The organism is Haemophilus sp. SZY H68, assembly GCF_018829685.1.
Classification (GTDB): domain Bacteria; phylum Pseudomonadota; class Gammaproteobacteria; order Enterobacterales; family Pasteurellaceae; genus Haemophilus; species Haemophilus haemolyticus_K.
Map to the genome: position 1 here is coordinate 147,801 of NZ_JAHKKB010000003.1, position 18,324 is coordinate 166,124.

The 18,324-nt window shown below is 39.5% G+C and carries 16 protein-coding genes; 11 read left to right on the forward strand and 5 right to left on the reverse strand.

Annotated elements, in window-relative coordinates; all coding sequences use genetic code 11:
- Positions 1-58: 58 nt before the first annotated feature.
- Complete coding sequence (gene metH / locus KP712_RS06990) at positions 59-3,748, reverse strand: methionine synthase (protein WP_374223961.1); 3,690 nt, start codon at positions 3,746-3,748, stop codon at positions 59-61.
- A 233-nt stretch (positions 3,749-3,981) separates the two neighbouring features.
- On the opposite strand from metH, the gene KP712_RS06995 reads away from it, so the two are divergent.
- The 3 genes from KP712_RS06995 to KP712_RS07005 are packed head-to-tail and all read left to right on the forward strand — an operon-like array spanning position 3,982 to position 5,715.
- On the forward strand, positions 3,982-5,091 hold the full coding sequence (locus tag KP712_RS06995; RefSeq protein WP_106013596.1) for a transglutaminase-like domain-containing protein: 1,110 nt from the start codon (positions 3,982-3,984) through the stop codon (positions 5,089-5,091).
- Positions 5,066-5,428, forward strand: a complete 363-nt coding sequence (locus KP712_RS07000) for a hypothetical protein (RefSeq protein WP_164994217.1) — start codon at positions 5,066-5,068, stop codon at positions 5,426-5,428. Before KP712_RS06995 ends, KP712_RS07000 begins: the two co-directional genes overlap by 26 nt.
- An 8-nt stretch (positions 5,429-5,436) precedes the next feature.
- Positions 5,437-5,715 carry a heavy-metal-associated domain-containing protein gene (locus KP712_RS07005; RefSeq protein WP_106013595.1) on the forward strand — a complete coding sequence of 93 codons (279 nt, stop codon included), beginning with the start codon at positions 5,437-5,439 and terminating at the stop codon, positions 5,713-5,715.
- Between the two features lie 65 nt (positions 5,716-5,780).
- On the opposite strand, the gene sodC is transcribed toward KP712_RS07005, so the two are convergent.
- Positions 5,781-6,353 (reverse strand): superoxide dismutase family protein, encoded by a 573-nt coding sequence (sodC, locus tag KP712_RS07010; RefSeq protein ID WP_005626862.1) that lies wholly within the window; start codon positions 6,351-6,353, stop codon positions 5,781-5,783.
- A gap of 87 nt (positions 6,354-6,440) precedes the next feature.
- A complete protein-coding gene (folB, locus tag KP712_RS07015; RefSeq protein ID WP_215770767.1) occupies positions 6,441-6,797 on the reverse strand; it encodes a dihydroneopterin aldolase in 357 nt (118 codons plus the stop codon).
- An 82-nt stretch (positions 6,798-6,879) separates the two neighbouring features.
- Here folB and plsY point away from each other — a divergent pair, with 82 nt between their 5' ends.
- From plsY to aspA, 6 genes are all read left to right on the forward strand, one after another.
- Positions 6,880-7,479 (forward strand): glycerol-3-phosphate 1-O-acyltransferase PlsY, encoded by a 600-nt coding sequence (gene plsY, locus KP712_RS07020; protein ID WP_106013594.1) that lies wholly within the window; start codon positions 6,880-6,882, stop codon positions 7,477-7,479.
- A 52-nt stretch (positions 7,480-7,531) separates the two neighbouring features.
- Positions 7,532-9,235, forward strand: a complete 1,704-nt coding sequence (narQ, locus tag KP712_RS07025) for a nitrate/nitrite two-component system sensor histidine kinase NarQ (protein ID WP_106013593.1) — start codon at positions 7,532-7,534, stop codon at positions 9,233-9,235.
- Positions 9,236-9,322: 87 nt separating this feature from the next.
- Entirely contained in the window at positions 9,323-10,348 is a 1,026-nt protein-coding gene (gene murB, locus KP712_RS07030; RefSeq protein WP_106013592.1) for a UDP-N-acetylmuramate dehydrogenase, read from the forward strand.
- Between the two features lie 47 nt (positions 10,349-10,395).
- Complete coding sequence (gene ureG, locus KP712_RS07035) at positions 10,396-11,031, forward strand: urease accessory protein UreG (protein ID WP_106013591.1); 636 nt, start codon at positions 10,396-10,398, stop codon at positions 11,029-11,031.
- Positions 11,032-11,084: 53 nt separating this feature from the next.
- Positions 11,085-11,897 (forward strand): urease accessory protein UreD, encoded by an 813-nt coding sequence (locus KP712_RS07040; protein ID WP_106013590.1) that lies wholly within the window; start codon positions 11,085-11,087, stop codon positions 11,895-11,897.
- Positions 11,898-12,052: 155 nt separating this feature from the next.
- A complete protein-coding gene (gene aspA, locus KP712_RS07045; protein WP_106013589.1) occupies positions 12,053-13,471 on the forward strand; it encodes an aspartate ammonia-lyase in 1,419 nt (472 codons plus the stop codon).
- Positions 13,472-13,570: 99 nt separating this feature from the next.
- Here aspA and pssA read toward each other — a convergent pair whose 3' ends face one another.
- Positions 13,571-14,938 (reverse strand): CDP-diacylglycerol--serine O-phosphatidyltransferase, encoded by a 1,368-nt coding sequence (gene pssA / locus KP712_RS07050; protein ID WP_215770768.1) that lies wholly within the window; start codon positions 14,936-14,938, stop codon positions 13,571-13,573.
- Between the two features lie 146 nt (positions 14,939-15,084).
- On the opposite strand from pssA, the gene KP712_RS07055 reads away from it, so the two are divergent.
- Complete coding sequence (locus KP712_RS07055; RefSeq protein WP_106013587.1) at positions 15,085-16,140, forward strand: tRNA/rRNA methyltransferase; 1,056 nt, start codon at positions 15,085-15,087, stop codon at positions 16,138-16,140.
- Between the two features lie 31 nt (positions 16,141-16,171).
- Here the strand turns inward: KP712_RS07055 and KP712_RS07060 are convergent, their stop codons facing one another.
- Positions 16,172-16,870 carry a tRNA1(Val) (adenine(37)-N6)-methyltransferase gene (locus KP712_RS07060; protein WP_215770769.1) on the reverse strand — a complete coding sequence of 233 codons (699 nt, stop codon included), beginning with the start codon at positions 16,868-16,870 and terminating at the stop codon, positions 16,172-16,174.
- A 69-nt stretch (positions 16,871-16,939) separates the two neighbouring features.
- Here KP712_RS07060 and srmB point away from each other — a divergent pair, with 69 nt between their 5' ends.
- A complete protein-coding gene (srmB, locus tag KP712_RS07065) occupies positions 16,940-18,265 on the forward strand; it encodes an ATP-dependent RNA helicase SrmB (protein WP_111407698.1) in 1,326 nt (441 codons plus the stop codon).
- Positions 18,266-18,324: the final 59 nt, after the last annotated feature.

The window sequence follows — 18,324 nt, forward strand, 5'->3', positions numbered from 1 at the left end:
ATTTTTTCCAGTTATATATAAATTGGACATAGTTTAATTTAGTTAGAAAAAAAATCTATCACTTCATCGCCACACCCAACCATTTCATCATCTCTCTCTCATCCCAACCTTTACGTTTGGCATAATCTTGAGCTTGGTCTTCATCAATGCGACCAAGTGTGAAATAGTTACTTGCCGGGTGGGTGAAGTACCAACCGCAGACGGAAGCCGCTGGCCACATAGCATAGCTTTCGGTGAGTTTCATGCCTATGCGTTGTTCTACTTCTAATAAATCCCAAATCAAGGCTTTTTCCGTGTGTTCCGGGCAGCTTGGATAACCCGGAGCAGGGCGGATGCCGACATAGTTTTCATTGATTAACCCTTGGTTGTCGAATTCCTCTTGGGTGTAGCCCCAAATGCGGGTGCGCAGCTCGAAGTGCAGGTATTCTGCCATGGCTTCGGCGAGGCGGTCGCCCACAGCTTGTAGCAAGATGGCGTTGTAGTCATCGCCTACCGCTTTATAGCCTTCCACTAAATCCATTTCTTCAATGCCGGCGCATACGGCGAACATGCCGAACCAGTCTTTTTTACCGCTTTCGCGATCAGCAATAAAGTCGCTTAAAGCAAAGTTAAATGGGCTTTTGCTGTTTTTACCACGTTCCGTTTGTTGGCGTAAGCCATAAGCAGTGCCAATGGTTTGTGTGCGTTCTTCATCAGAAAATAGCACCACATCGTCGCCCACACGTTCCGCAGGGAAAATGCCTAAGATACCGCTTGGGTTGAGTTTGTGGTTTTGCTCTAATTCATCTAAAACGACTTGTGCATCGTTCCATACGCGACGGGCTTCTTCGCCGCCTTCCGGATAATCAAAGGCATCAGGGTAGCCGCCCATCAAGCCCCAAATACGGAAGAATGGTGACCAGTCGATAAATTTGCGTAGTTCGGCAATTGGCACGTTTTTAAATTCCACAATGCCGGTTTGTTTTGGCGTTGGCGGCACATAATCTGCCCATTCACCGCTAAAGCCGTCAAAGCGGTTTGCTCGTGCTTCTTCAATGCTAAGCTGTTTACGCAGTGGTTTACGGTTAGAGAAAGATTGCTGAATTTTCTCGTAATCTTTCTTGAATTGTTCCCACAATGCTACACGGCCTTCCGGGTTCATCAACGTGGCACATACCGTTACCGCACGGGAGGCGTTGGATGTATAGAACACACCATGTTGTTTATATTTTGGATAAAGTTTAATCGCAGTATGCTCTTTCGATGTAGTTGCCCCGCCAATCAACACCGGCAAGTCCAAACCTAAGCGCGTCATTTCTCCGAGGAAGTATTCCATTTCATCAAGGGATGGCGTAATCAAACCGCTCAAGCCAATAATATCCGCCTTTTCATCAATGGCAGTTTGGATGATCTTGTCCGCTGGCACCATAACGCCTAAATCAATCACTTCAAAGTTATTACATTGCAACACCACGCTCACGATATTTTTGCCGATGTCATGCACATCGCCTTTCACAGTGGCAATCACCACTTTACCGTTACTAGAGCCTTTTTGTTTGGTGGCGTTGATAAACGGCTCTAAATACGCCACCGATTGTTTCATTACGCGTGCGGATTTCACCACTTGCGGCAGGAACATTTTGCCGTCGCCGAACAAATCACCCACCACGTCCATGCCTGCCATCAGCGGCCCTTCGATCACCTCTAACGGTGTTGGCAATTTTTGACGAGCCTCTTCGGTGTCTTCGATGATATGCGTAGTAATCCCTTTCACCAGAGCGTGTTTTAAGCGTTCTTCCACAGGCCACGTACGCCATTCAGCCACAGAATCTACCACACTTTCATCGTTGCCTTGGTTGCGATATTTTTCCGCAATATCTAATAAACGCTCTGTGCCATCCGGCGTGCGGTTCAAGACAGCGTCTTCAATCACATTGCGTAATTCAGGATCCAGATCATCGTAAATTGCGAGCTGTCCTGCGTTCACAATCCCCATGTCCATGCCTTGTTTGATGGCATGATAGAGGAATACCGCGTGAATAGCCTCACGCATGACGTTATTTCCACGGAAAGAGAAGGACACGTTTGACACACCACCGGAAATTTTTGCGTGTGGAAGGCTACGTTTAATACGACCTGTGGCGTTAATGAAATCCACACCGTAGTTGTTGTGTTCTTCAATCCCGGTACCAATGGCGAAAATATTCGGGTCGAAAATAATGTCTTCTGGCGGGAAGCCAAGTTGATTGACTAAGATGTTATAAGCACGGGTACAGATTTCCATTTTACGCTCTTCGGTATCAGCTTGCCCGACTTCATCAAATGCCATCACCACAACGGCTGCACCGTATTTACGCACCAATTTAGCCTGATGAATAAATTTTTCCTCGCCCTCTTTTAAGGAAATAGAGTTCACAATCGGTTTACCTTGTACCGACTGCAAACCAGCCTCAATCACTTCCCATTTGGAGGAGTCGATCATCACTGGCACTTTTGCCGCATCGGGTTCCGTCGCCATAATGTTGAGGAAACGGGTCATGCATTTTTTGCCGTCGAGCAAGGCTTCATCCATGTTCACGTCGATGACTTGCGCGCCGTTTTCTACTTGATCGATAGCAATTTCAATGGCTTCGGCAAATTTATCTTCTTTAATTAAGCGTTTAAATTTTGCAGAACCCGTCACGTTATTACGTTCACCCACGTTCACGAACAGGCTTTCATCATCAATGTTGAGGGGTTCTAAACCTGATAAACGCATGGCGGTTTTGATTTGTGGCAATTTGCGGGGCGGGATATTTTCTACCGCCTCGGCAAAGGCTTTAATGTGTTCCGGGGTGGTGCCGCAACAACCGCCGATAATGTTCACAAAACCACTTTCTGCCCACTCTTTTAAGTGAGCCGCCATCTCTTCTGTCCCTAAATCATAACCTCCAAAAGCATTTGGCAAACCCGCGTTTGGATGCACAGAAACATAGGTTTCACTGATTTTTGAAAGCTGTTCTACATATTGGCGTAATTCTTTTGGACCTAAAGCACAGTTCAAACCGAAAGTGAGCGGTTTTGCGTGACGGAGGGAGTTATAGAAAGCCTCAGTCGTCTGCCCAGAAAGAGTTCGCCCTGAAGCATCAGTAATTGTGCCAGAAATCATAATCGGCAATTCCACGCCTAATTCTTCGAATACACTTTCAATAGCAAAAACGGCCGCTTTAGCGTTAAGCGTGTCAAAAATGGTTTCGATCATAATTAAATCCGCTCCACCTTCGATTAAGCCTTTTGTTGCTTGGGCATAAGCATCCACCAACTCCATAAAAGTCACATTACGGAAACCTGGGTCGTTTACATCGGGTGAAATGGAGGCTGTGCGGTTTGTTGGCCCTAACACGCCCGCGACAAAGCGAGGTTTTTCTGGCGTGCTATATTTATCGGCAGCAAAACGAGCTAATTTTGCGCCAACAAAATTGAGTTCATAAGCGATAGATTGCAAGTCGTAATCCGCTTGAGCAATCGTAGTTGAACTAAAAGTATTGGTTTCAATAATATCTGCACCCGCTGCCAAATATTTCTCATGAATAGCGGAAATTAGCAGTGGTTGAGTCAATGTCAGTAAATCATTATTACCGCGTAAATCGACCGCACTTTCCTTAAACCGCTCGCCTCTAAAATCAGCTTCCGTCAATTTATATTTTTGGATCATCGTCCCCATCGCACCGTCTAAAATGAGAATACGATTTTCTAGAGCTTGTTTAAGTTGAGCGGTTTTATTCACCATCATTATTTTGTTCCGTAAATCTTAATAAATAACGAGGGAATAATAGGTGTAAGGGCTAGGGGTGTCAAATGTTAGAAGGAAAGTGCGGTTGGAAAATAAAATATTTTTTATATAGGAAAAATAAAAAGTTTACGCAAAACGGTTGAATTATTGCTCAAAAATCCGTTAGCATAGTAGCGTATTAGTTTATCTAATATGTTAAGTTTAACTATTATTAACTAGAGGATCTCTTCATGAAGAAACTTATCGCAGTTGCGGTGCTTTCTGCATGTGGCTCGTTAGCTCATGCAAACACCAATATTCCAAACTACAATACAGACACCCATCTTTACGAATTCACGCAAACCTATGATTTAGTTGTGCCAAAAGGCTCGCAAGGACAAACCAATTTATGGGTTCCATTGCCATTTAATGGGGAATACCAACAGGTGAAATCAATTCACTTTGAAGGTAATTACATGAATGCCTATGTAACAGAAAACAATAAATACGGTGCGAAAACCTTGTTTGCCACTTGGGATAAAGATGCACAAAAACGTGATTTAAAAGTCACTATGGTCATTGAAACAAAAGACCGTGAGCCAATGGTGAAAGGTGCTTTAGAGAATTATACTCCGCCAAAAGATATTCAGTATTCCGTGGATGTACAAGAGTACTTAAAAGCTACTCAACACATTAAAACTGATGGCATAGTGAAAGAATTTGCTGACAAAATCGTAGGTAAAGAAACGAATCCATTGAAAAAAGCAGAACTTATTCACCATTGGATCGTAAAAAATATGGAACGTGATAATTCTGTATTAGGTTGTGGCGACGGCGATGTAGAAAAAATTCTTACCACTGGCGTATTAAAAGGTAAATGTACCGATATTAATTCTGTATTTGTGGCACTTGCTCGTGCGGCAGGCATCCCAGCTCGTGAAATTTTTGGTATTCGCTTAGGTGCGGCAGAGAAAATGGGCAAATATTCCAAAGGTGCTTTCGGTAGTGCGAATGAACATGGAATCGCAAACGTAAGTGGTGGCCAACACTGTCGAGCTGAATTCTACCTTGCAGGGTTTGGATGGGTACCAGTTGATTCCGCAGACGTTGCCAAAATGCGCTTAGCAGAGAAAAAATCTGTTGAAGATAAAGATACACAAGCCGTAGCAAAATATTTGTTTGGTAACTGGGAAGCAAACTGGGTCGGATTTAATCATGCTCGTGACTTCGATTTATATCCACAACCAGAACTGGCTCCAATCAATAACTTCGGCTATCCATATGCAGAAGTAGGTGGCGATCCGTTAAATTCCTTTGATCCAAAAGAATTTAAATATGACTACGTCTCTAAAAAACTCTAATAAATCCTTTTGGGTTGCCATAGCCACCGCACTTAGCGCCGCGGTGGCATCAACTTTGTGCTGCATCGCACCATTAATCTATTTAGTGTTCGGCGTATCATCTACTTGGTTGATTGGCTTAGGCGAATATGATTATTTGCGTATTCCAATGCTCATTATTTCATTATGTGCCTTTGCCTATGGATTTTGGCTGTTGATGTTTTCCAAAAAAATCATTTGTAGCAAATATATTTCCCGTAAAAAACTCATCATTTTATATTGGATTGTATTTATCGTGATGATTTTTTTCTTAACCTATCCAACAATTTTGCCTTGGATTTTAGAATTAGCTAATTAGGAATAAAAATGAAGAAATTATGTATCGCACTTTTGCTTTCGTTGTTTGCAATTTCTTTCGCTCATGCGAATGAAACCAAACAAATTATGCTAAAAGTAAAAGAAATGAATTGCCAGCTTTGCGCTTACTTAGTGAATAAAGAGTTACGAAATATTGATGGCGTAATTTCAACAAAAGCATCTATTAAAGATGGTTTAGTGACGGTTGTGGAAGATCCCAAAGTCACAAACCAGCAATTATTCGATGCGATTCATAAGCTGAAATATACTGCTGAAGTCGTGAATTAAACGCTAAATATCTAACAAAAAAGTGCGGTGAAAATTCACCGCACTTTTCGTTTCGAACAATCGAATTATTTAATCACGCCACATGCCATACGTGGGCCGCCACCGCCAAGTGGAGCTGGATGATCGGAGTGATTATCACCACCAGCATGGATCATAATAGAGTGACCGCGAACATCATCTAAATGTTTAAGACGTGGTGCTAAAACAGGGTTAGTCGCTGTACCATCATGTAATACAGTTAATGCAGGTAAATCACCTAAGTGTGCATCATCTTGCCATGGGTAACCGTGTTGTTTTGCACCTTTAGGATCCCAGTGACCGCCTGCGCCTAAACCAGCAGTCAATTTACCCTCTTTTTCTTTTGGCTCACAGCTTGGGTTTTCATGGATGTGGAAACCATGTAAGCCTTCGCTTAATCCTTGTAAATTAGGGGTAAACACAAGACCATAGTTAGATTCAGTAATAGTCACTGTACCCACATCTTTGTTACCATTTACTGGATCAAGTTGTTGCACTTTCACTTCAATAGAAGCACCTTTTGGTGCCATATTGTGATCATGATTATGCTCATGTGCTTGCGCAACACCAACTGAACATACCGCACTAACCGCTAGTGCTAATAAGGTTTTCATATTCATTGCAATCTCCTTTATTGCAGTAAAAACTCATGACTATTTTAGTCAATTTCGTTTAAAAAGCCGACAAGTTTTTACGAAAATTTTACATTATTTTAAACATCCACGTACAATCAATACGCCAACATTTCGAGCTTGCGCAACAGCTTTCGGTTTACTCAGTTTAATTTTTAATCCTTGAAGTTGATAACGCGACTCAAGTAAATCTGCCACTTCATAAGCCACTCGCTCAATCAACAAGAAAGGTTTACTTTCCACATAATCAATTATCACTTGGCTTACTTCAGCATAATTCAAACAATATGCAACATCATCCGTTTCCGCAGCTTGTTTACAATCCCAAGCCATTTCAAAATCAAACACAAGTTTTTGCTTAATTTGCTGTTCCCAATCATATACACCGATTTGTGCAAAAACAGTCAATTCTTCAATAAAAACACGATCCATAAGATTTCCTCTAAAATTATTGTAGGCGTATGCTATCAACTTTGGGTAGAATAACGAATAATTTTTCTTGCTGGAGTACAAAATGAGCCTTTTCGCCCTTTCTTATATGCTTTGTGCCTATCTTTTAGGCTCTATTTCCAGTGCTATTCTAATTTGTCGCGTTGCAGGCTTGCCTGATCCTCGTCAAAATGGCTCATGTACCCCAGATGTAACAAATGTATTTCGTATTGGTAATTATTGGGCTGCATTAATTGTATTAATCCTTGATCTTTTAAAGGGGATGCTCCCCGTATGGGCTGGTTATTATTTAGGTTTAACTCAATTTGAATTAGGTATGGTTGCTTTAGCTGCATGTTTAGGCCATATTTTCCCACTGTTCTTTCAATTTAAGGGAGGAAAAGGTGTACCGACTGCATTTGGTGCGATAGCACCTATTTCATGGGCTGTTGCGGGTTCAATGTTTGGAACGTGGATATTGATCTTTCTTGTTAGTCGTTATGCATCATTAAGTGCCGTACTTGCGGCATTGCTTGTGCCTTTTTATGTATGGTGGTTTAAACCTGAATTTACTTTCCCTGTTGCTTTAGTTTGTTGTTTATTGATTTATCGTCATCACGATAATATTCAACGTTTATGGCGAGGTCAGGAAGATAAAGTTTGGAGTCAACTAAAAAAGAAGTAAGAAAATAACCGCACTTTTATCTATAAATTGATGTTATTTCATTGGAGTTTCTGTGCATACTAAACATTCTGTTTCTACACGTATTGCTAAATATTTATTTATTATCCTTATTGTTTCTGGTGTTATTAGCTCACTAAGTTTAGCAATTATGAGTAGCAATAAGTATGATGCTGAAGCGATCAATATTTCAGGTTCATTGCGCATGCAAAGCTATCGGTTGCTCTATGAAATGCAATCTCAACCCTCAACAGTCGAGGCTAATTTACGGCATTATAATATTAGTCTCCATTCATCTGCATTATTAGAAATTCAACGTCAATTTTTTACTCCAGATGCAGTCAAACAATCCTACCATACCATTTTACAGCGTTGGGCATTAATGGAAAAATATGCCCAACAGAAAAATGTAAAAAGTTATAGCGAACAATTAACGGATTATGTCGCAGATGTTGATCGTTTTGTGTTTGAATTACAGCGTTTTAGTGAGCAAAAATGGATCCTTGGCGTATTTGTACTTTGTTTGGCTATGTTATTAATTTTGGTCATGGTTTCCTATTTGATTTGGTACACTCATCGTGAGGTAGTGAAACCTTTAGAGCTAATGACAAAAGCAAGTATGCAAGTGCAGATGCGTCAGTTTAATCATATTTCATTAGATACAACAAAACAGAATGAATTGGGCACATTGGCACATGTTTTTACACAAATGTCGATGGAATTAGGTCAACTTTATTCTCGTTTAGAAGATGCCGTAAATGAAAAAACACAAAAATTACGCCAAACCAACCGCTCTTTGACAAACCTTTATCAAAGTTCACAGATTCTTAATGCGAATTCCATTAATGATAAAATTTTAAGCCAAGTATTAGATCTCATACGTGTGAGTGAGCATTTGCAATATATTAAAATAGAAGTTATGGGGGCGGAGCATTGGAATATTGCTTTTGGAGAGCAGGATTCTCATCGGGCTTTACAACTTGAAGTGCTATCGGTAGATAATGAAGATTTAGGTGTACTTTCTTGGCAATCAGGATTGCCTTGTCCCGACCCTAGAATGATGCAGAATTTGGCACAAATGCTTGCACGAGCTTTGTACTTCCATAAAAGTTTGCGTCAGCAAGAACAGCTTTTGTTGATGGAAGAACGTTCTATTATTGCAAGAGAACTGCATGATTCTTTAGCTCAAGTATTATCGTTTCTGCAAATTCAACTTACGTTGCTTAAACATAATTTAAGGAAAGAAGAACCACACGCAAGAGAAAAAAGCTTGGGGATTATTGCTGATTTTGAACAAGCACTTTCAGGTGGTTATGCACAATTGCGTGAACTTTTAGCAACATTCCGATTAACGATTCAAGAAGCTAACTTACAACTGGCTTTGGAGCAAGTGATTGATTCTTTACGTGCTCAAACTAGTATGAAAATGAGTGTGAATAGTCATTTGCCTTCACAAAGTTTAAATCCTCAGCAGTTAGTACATGTGTTGCAAATCGTACGTGAAGCAACAACAAATGCGATAAAACATTCTAAAGGTTCTGCCATTGAAATTCATGCCCTGATTAACCCTGAGGGGGAGTATGAAATTTCTGTGCTAGATAATGGCATCGGTATTCTTAATCTTGAAGAGCCCGAAGGACATTATGGTTTGAATATTATGACAGAACGTTGTCGTCAATTGAATGCAGAATTAGATATTCGACGTCGAGAAGAGGGGGGGACTCAGGTAAAAATTACTTTACCTCATACCCTAGTTTAAACGTAGAGTGAATTTAAAAATTCATACACTTTTGATAATTCATGCACGAGTAGCAAAGCATAAGTGCATCCTAAAATGGTATTTTAAATGCAAAATTTACAACCTTTTCATACTTTTCATATTTCTGTTCAAGCCCATGAAATTATTGATGCGCATAGTGTGGCACAATTGCAAGAAGCTTGGGATCATGCAAAAGCAATGAATCTCCCCATACTTTTCCTTGGTCAAGGAAGCAATATGCTATTTTTAGCAGACTTCAGTGGTATTGTTGTGCTTAATCGATTAATGGGGATTACACATACACAAGATACTGACTTTCATTATCTTCATGTAAATGGTGGCGAAAATTGGCATCATTTGGTGGAATGGAGTGTAAATGAAGGTATCTATGGTTTGGAAAATCTTGCACTCATTCCAGGTTGCGCAGGCTCAGCACCGATCCAAAATATTGGTGCTTATGGCGTAGAATTTAAAGATATATGCCATTATGTAGAGGTGTTAAATTTAAGTACTCATGAAATATTTCGATTAACAGTTGAAGAATGTGAATTCGGTTATCGAGACAGTATCTTTAAACACCATTATCAGTCTGGCTATGTGATCACTGCGATAGGATTGAAATTAAACAAAAACTGGCAGCCAGTGCTAAAATATGGCTCTTTAACTGAGTTTGATTCTCTGAAAGTTACGGCAAAACAAATTTTTGATGAAATATGTCAAATTCGTCAAAGTAAATTGCCTAACCCAGATGAATTTGGTAATGCAGGAAGTTTCTTTAAAAATCCCGTAGTGAGTGCAGAGCATTTTGCGGAAATCAAAAAATATCACGAAAATTTACCGCACTTTCCACAACCTGATGGCTCAGTCAAACTTGCTGCTGGATGGTTAATCGATCAATGTCAATTAAAAGGTTATCAAATTGGTGGAGCAGCAGTACATGAAAAACAAGCACTGGTGTTGATTAATAAGGGCGGAGCTACTGGTGAAGATGTGGCAAATCTAGCTCGTCATGTGCGTCATACTGTGGAAATTAAATTTGGTGTATGTTTACAGCCAGAAGTCCGTTTTATAGGTGCTGAAGGGGAGGTTGATTCTGTTTCAGTAATTCGTTAACAATCATTAATTTTATTTCAAGACATATTAATCAAATCAGGAACATTATGCGTAACTACATTAAAATTGGCGTGGCAGGCCCTGTTGGAGCGGGCAAAACGGCCTTAATTGAAAAACTCACTCGCGAAATGGCGAGTAAATATAGCGTGGCAGTAATTACTAACGATATTTACACCCAAGAAGATGCGGAATTTTTAACGAAAAATAGTTTACTTCCGCCAGAGAGAATTATGGGCGTAGAGACAGGTGGTTGCCCACATACGGCAATTCGTGAAGATGCCTCAATGAATTTAGAAGCGGTCGATGAAATGGTGGCGCGTTTTCCTGATGTGGAAATTGTCTTTATCGAATCAGGCGGTGATAACTTATCGGCAACTTTTAGCCCTGATTTAGCAGACGTGACAATTTTCGTGATTGACGTGGCACAAGGTGAAAAAATTCCTCGCAAAGGTGGACCAGGTATCACTCGTTCAGATTTGTTAGTCATTAATAAAACAGATCTTGCACCATTTGTTGGCGCGGATTTAAGCATTATGGAGCGCGATGCTCGCCGTATGCGTAACGGTCAACCATTTATCTTTACCAACTTGATGAAGAAAGAAAATTTAGATGGCGTGATTGGTTGGATTGAAAAATATGCGTTGTTGAAGAACGTAGAAGAACCTAAGGCATTAGTAAGATAAAGAATCATCCCCTCTCCTTTAAAGAGGGGAGTTTTTTACAAATTGAAAAGATTATGAATAGTACCCTCAAACTTTCAACCAAACTTTCCTCAAACGGCAAAACTCAACTTAATGAATACTTTGTGACGCCACCTTTTAAAGTAATGACGTTATCTGCTTATGCCGATTCTTGGGAAAATGGACTTAGCGCAATGCAAATGTCTTCTTCGCCAGGGTTATTAGCAGGGGATCGAGTTGATATTCAAATAACGCTCGAAAAATCTACCGCACTTTCTTTAAATACGCAGGCATTTACTCGAGTTCAGGCAATGAATGAGGATGATTTTGCCGAGCAAAATACATTGATTCAACTTGCCGAGAAAAGTCGTTTATTTTATTTACCTCATCCGTTGGTTTTGCATAAGAATTCTGCTCTTAAGCAAAAAACGTTAATCAATATTCAACCTGAGAGTACGCTAATTTATGGTGAAATTGTAGCTATTGGGCGAGTGGCAAATGATGAACGTTTTGAATTTCGCCAATTTTCTTCTCATTTAAAAGTTCAGCTTGTGCAAGAAAATGGGAAAGTTAAACCGCTGATGTTAGATTGTATTCAGTGGTTACCGGCTAAAATGAATTTAACAGCGTTAAGCCAAATGGAAGGTTTTTCACATCAGGGATCATTGGTTTACATTAACTTACAAAAAATATCTAGAGAAATTAAGCAGATAGTACAACAGCTTCAACAGCAAGAAACGGATAAATCCTTACTTCTTGGTATATCTCAGTTGAATGAAGGTGGGGTGATAGTGCGTGTGTTAGGGCATAGGGCAGAGCAAATTCAGAAACTGTTTGAGAAAATTGGTGAGCATTTAAAAGCTGCGTAAGATTGATAGAAAACTTATTTTCCCCTAAAAAAACTAATCCGAAAAATGAAAATATGTCTTGAGAGCATTTCTTGAAAATGTGATCTTGGTCAAGTTTTTTCTCCTTAAAATTTCTATAATGGCGTCAAATTAACTAACCAGAAAAGGTGATTCAAATGACTCAATTTAGAAAAGAAGTAGATTTACTCGGCGAACGTGATGTACCAGCAGAAGCGTACTGGGGTATTCATACATTAAGAGCGGTAGAAAATTTCAATATTTCTAACGTAACTATTTCTGACGTGCCTGAGTTTGTACGTGGCATGGTAATGGTGAAAAAAGCAACTGCTTTAGCCAATGGTGAACTAGGTGCAATTCCAAGTGATATTGCAAAAGCGATAGTGGCTGCTTGTGATGAAATTCTTACCACTGGAAAATGCTTGGATCAATTCCCATCAGACGTATATCAAGGTGGTGCAGGTACTTCTGTCAATATGAATACCAATGAAGTGGTTGCTAACCTTGCGCTCGAAAAAATTGGTCATAAAAAAGGCGAATATAACGTGATTAACCCGATGGACCACGTTAATGCAAGCCAATCAACCAATGATGCGTATCCTACTGGTTTCCGTATTGCAGTGTATAACAGTATCTTAAAATTGATAGATAAAATTCAATATTTACACGACGGTTTTGATAATAAAGCAAAAGAGTTTGCGAACATCTTAAAAATGGGTCGTACTCAATTGCAAGATGCTGTGCCAATGACTGTTGGTCAAGAATTCAAAGCTTTCGCGGTATTACTTGAAGAAGAAGTGCGTAACTTAAAACGTACAGCAAGTTTACTCCTTGAAGTAAATCTTGGTGCAACAGCGATCGGTACAGGTTTAAATACGCCACAAGGCTATACAGAACTAGTTGTAAAACACCTTGCTGAGGTAACCGGATTAGCTTGCGTACCGGCAGAAAACTTAATCGAAGCAACATCTGACTGTGGTGCTTATGTAATGGTTCACGGAGCATTAAAACGTACCGCAGTGAAACTTTCTAAAGTATGTAATGACTTACGTTTACTTTCTTCTGGCCCACGAGCTGGTATTAAAGAAATTAACTTACCTGAATTACAAGCGGGCTCTTCTATCATGCCAGCAAAAGTAAACCCAGTTGTTCCTGAAGTGGTGAACCAAGTATGCTTTAAAGTAATTGGTAACGATACCACTGTGACCTTCGCATCTGAAGCAGGTCAATTACAATTAAACGTAATGGAACCAGTGATTGGTCAAGCAATGTTCGAATCTATTGATATCTTAACGAATGCTTGTGTGAACTTACGCGATAAATGTGTGGATGGCATCACTGTAAACAAAGAAATTTGTGAAAACTACGTGTTTAATTCAATCGGTATCGTGACTTACTTAAATCCATTTATCGGTCACCACAACGGAGACTTAGTGGGTAAAATCTGTGCGCAAACAGGCAAAGGCGTACGTGAAGTTGTGTTAGAAAAAGGTTTATTAACAGAAGAACAATTAGATGACATTCTTTCTGTAGAAAACTTAATGAACCCAACTTACAAAGCAAAATTAAATAAATAATCTTGAACTAAATCATCTGGCATTTAAGTCATTAAAGCTCGGTGATTAGCAAATATGATAAAGGGAACTTAACGTTCCCTTATTTTTTAAAAATATAACCTAAAGAATCATTTTCACCAATTTATCCGCTCTAATTCGTGCAAATTTTTTCAAAAGTTTTTGCACTGGTTCTGGGTATTGATTCAATTCTTCTAATTCAGTGTAATGTTTTAATACTTTTGTATGTTGGCGAATTTGGTTTTGCTCTTTTTCCACTTGGGCTAAAAGCTGTTGTTGTGGATCATAAATTAATAAGCCATTTTCTGCATCCAAACGCCATGCTCGAGGGTTAAGATTATTGCCCGTCAGTAAAATATAACGATCATCTACCCATACACCTTTTAAGTGGTAGGTATTATCGCCATCACGCCACAAACGCACCACAAGTTGACCATTTTCAATTTGAGTCTCAAATTTTTCACAGAAACGGCGAAGATTACTTTCATAAAGATAAGGTAACGCCCCCGCCATTTTGAATGGTTGTTCTGGTGGAATATAAAAATCGTTTGCGACTTTATCGCCAACAATAATTTCTACTCGTTTACCGTTTTCCAATAACGTTGCTATTTTATGTTGCAATGTGCGTGGGAAATTAAAGTATGGCGTACAAATCACCAATTTTTCTTGTACTTGCAAGAATAAATCTTCAATCACTTGATTTAATTCGTTGTCCGATGCGCCTAAGCCAAACAGCGGCGATAAGCTTAAAACATTCGGTAATTTCACCGCACTTTTTAATGAATATTCACCATTTTGCGCAAGGTCTTTACGATAAGCGCGAATATTGCCGCGGATCTCTTTGGTGCGAGGGCGGTTGGTCACATCAAGTGGATAAACTGCACTGAAATCTAACAAGTAATCATTGATGAAATTCACCATTGAATCAGCTAATTCTGAATGAGTGATTTTTTGATAGCGGTCGTAACGATATTTTTCAAATTGATGAAGATAGACATTATTAATGCTTGCACCGCTATACAGCACCGTATCATCAAATATAAAGCCTTTAACGTGCAATACACCAAAAACTTCTCGCGTGTTAATTGGCACGCCAAAGAACATATTCGGATCATCAGGTAGCTGATAAGTTTGGCGTTGTTCGCAATACCAATCTGCATTGGTGGCAGATTTTTCCGCACCTAATAAATTGCGTTGTGCGCGATGCCAATCTATGAGAATTTTTACATCCAAGTGTGGATTTTCTTGCTTCACGCGATAAATTTCATCAAGGATTTCCTGCCCCGCTTCATCTTTTTGCCAATAAAGTGCGGTGACATAAATACGTTTTTTGGCGTTTCTGATTAATTCAATAATTTGAGTTTTAAATTCAGCCGGGCTACCCAAAAATTCAATTTGCTCAGCTTGCAAGGCAAGGAATGGCAAATTATTTAAATTTTGTTCAGCTCGTTTTGTTTTATTGATTAACATAATCCATCTCGTGATTAAAGACTAGTGCGTTAGTTTACAATATTTCACGCGCTTATTAATAGAAAAAAGGCTTTTTTTCGTTATAATGCTCACAAATTTTAGCATTTTCTGGCTAAAAAATATTCATTTTTATTCAGGGAAACCCTATGAACGACAAACGCAAACCGTCTTTTCAATCCGCCGGCAGATCCTTTCAAGAACGCTCAGTAGGTGAAAAATACAGAGAAAAACCAACTCAAAATCGACCGCACTCTAATGATAAATTTAATGGAAATAGAAACGAAAAATCTCGTTTTTCTCGTGATAAACAAGAAGTGAAAGAAACTAAAATTACGCAACTCTCTTTATCTCGTGCGCCATCAAATAAAAATGCAGAACAACCTAAGGTTCAAGTGACGATAAAAAGTACGGGTACGGTTTATAAAACAAAAGAAAAGAAAACTGGCGCGCTTTCTCCTCGTGCGCCTGAAAAAATTAAGAAAAACCGTGCGGAAGAAATGAAGGTTTACGGTGAAAATGCCTGTTTAGCTTTATTTGCAGAACGCCCTGGAAGTATTGTTCGATTGTGGGCAACCGTACAAATGTCACACAAAATTGGCGAGGTATTGAGTTATTTAGCCGAAAACAAGAAGGCTTATCATGTTGTAGATAGCGAAGAATTAGCTCGAGTGAGTGGAACCGAACATCATGGTGGCATTTGCTTATTGGTGAAGAAACCGCGTGCTTTCACGTTGCAAGGGTATTTGGATATTCCTCGTGAAGAGGATTGTTTAGTGCTATTAGACAACGTGAATAATGCACAAAATATTGGTGGGGTATTGCGTACTTGTGCTTATTTTGGCGTGAAAAATATTGTCGCCGATAATGTGGAAAATCTATATTCGGCAGCCTCAATGCGCGTAGCAGAAGGTGGTGCGGAATATATTCGTGTGTTAGAAACGGATTATATTGATTCAGCTTTAATGCAATTACGTAAATCAGGCTATCAAATTATTCACGTATCGCACAATAAACAAGGCGAACCGTTGGATAAAGTGCGGTTAAAAAATAAAGTGGTTTTTGTGCTAAGTGAAAGTTCTACGGAAAGTTTAGCGACTCCAGAAGACACACAAGTGCGTTTAACGCTTGCAAGTCCAATTAAATCGGGCTTAAACATTGCAGTGAATGCGGGTGTATTGTTAGCAAAGTGGTATTTTAGATAGTGTATGATTGAAGGGGAAAATGATTTCCCCTTTAAAATTTCAAATAAAAGTCTTTAGTCAATTCAATAAACGCTTCAGTGTATTGATTATCCGCATCATAAATCACCAATTGATCTTGCATTAAAACTTCTGGCTGTTTGGCAAAGGTAAGTAGCATTCTTTGGGGCGTTTTTCCCACTTTAGTAATGATATTCGTCTGTTTGATGCAAAAAAGTGCGGTGGATTTTATGAGCGTTTTCCCCGCATCATAAGGTAAGACAAAACTTATTTTCCCATTTTCCGCTAAGTGCATTGCTGCCCATTCTAACCAATTTAAGTGGCTTTGCTTGGTATAACGAGCCAATTCCCTTTCTTCATTTTTGCAAGCTATGCCTTGTTCAAAATAAGGTGGATTTGCCACAATTAAATCAAAGGTTTGTTCAGTGGTTTGTAAAAAATGTTGTATATCCGTTTGAATAAGTTGAATACGATTTTTCCACACAGAATCATTGATGTTTTCTTGTGCTTGTTTTGCTGCAATGGGAGCCAACTCAACCGCTTGAATTTGGCAGTTTTCTTCAGTTCGTTGTGCCAACATTAAAGCCAATAATCCTGTGCCACTGCCCATATCTAAAATATTTTTACAATGTTTTACATCTGCCCAAGCACCCAATAAAATGCCATCAGTGCCGACTTTCATCGCACAAGAATCTTGATTGATATGGAATTGTTTAAAGGTAAATCCGCTCATAAATTTTTCGTAAATTGCCCCTAATTTCAGGTATAATCCGCCTCAATTTTAACAAAGAACCGCACAATAATGAATTTATCCCAATTTGAACAATTCGATCTTTCTCCTGAGCTTTTAAAGGCACTTGAGAAAAAAGGTTATTCCCGCCCAACAGCTATTCAAATGGAAGCCATTCCAGCAGCAATGGAAGAGCGTGATGTATTAGGCTCGGCACCAACGGGAACAGGGAAAACTGCTGCTTTTTTATTACCTGCGCTACAACATTTATTGGATTATCCGCGTCGTAAACCAGGTCCACCGCGTATTTTGGTATTAACGCCAACCCGTGAACTGGCAATGCAAGTGGCAGAACAAGCGGAAGAATTAGCGCAGTTCACTCATTTAAATATTGCGACAATTACAGGCGGTGTGGCGTATCAAAATCATGGCGATGTATTCAATACCAATCAGGATTTGGTGGTGGCTACGCCTGGTCGTTTATTGCAATACATTAAGGAAGAAAATTTTGATTGCCGTTCGGTTGAAATGCTGATTTTTGATGAAGCCGATAGAATGTTACAAATGGGGTTTGGGCAAGATGCGGAAAAAATCGCGGCTGAAACCCGTTGGAGAAAACAAACCTTGTTGTTTTCTGCAACCTTGGAAGGGGAGTTATTGGTCGATTTCGCAGAGCGTTTGTTGAATGATCCTATTAAGGTGGATGCCGAACCAAGCCGTCGAGAAAGAAAAAAAATCAATCAATGGTATTACCACGCAGACAGCAATGAACACAAAATCAAATTGCTCGCGCGTTTTATTGAAACTGAAGAAGTGACGCGTGGAATTGTGTTTGTTCGTCGTCGTGAAGATGCGCGAGAACTTTCTGAAACATTGCGTAAACGAGGTATTCGTTCCGCGTATCTAGAAGGTGAAATGGCACAAACTCAACGTAACAATGCGATTGATAAATTGAAATCCGGTATTGTGACGGTATTGGTTGCAACAGATGTGGCTGCGCGTGGTATTGATATTGATGATGTAAGCCATGTTATGAATTTTGATTTGCCTTATAGTGCAGATACTTATTTGCATCGAATTGGACGTACCGCGAGAGCAGGTAAAAAGGGCACGGCAGTCTCTTTTGTCGAAGCTCATGATTACAAGTTACTGGGTAAAATCAAACGCTATACCGAGGAAATTTTAAAGGCGCGTATTTTAGAAGGTTTAGAACCTCGCACTAAGCCACCAAAAGATGGTGAAGTGAAATCTGTAAGCAAAAAACAAAAGGCACGTATTAAAGAAAAACGTGAAGAAAAGAAAAAAACAGAGGCGAAGAAAAAAGTGAAATTGCGTCATAAGGATACGAAAAATATCGGCAAACGACGTAAGCCGAGTAATCCTATATTTTATCAATGATGTTTTTATTAAAATGGCGTATGTTTATTCACATCACATACGCCTTATTTTTTAATTGT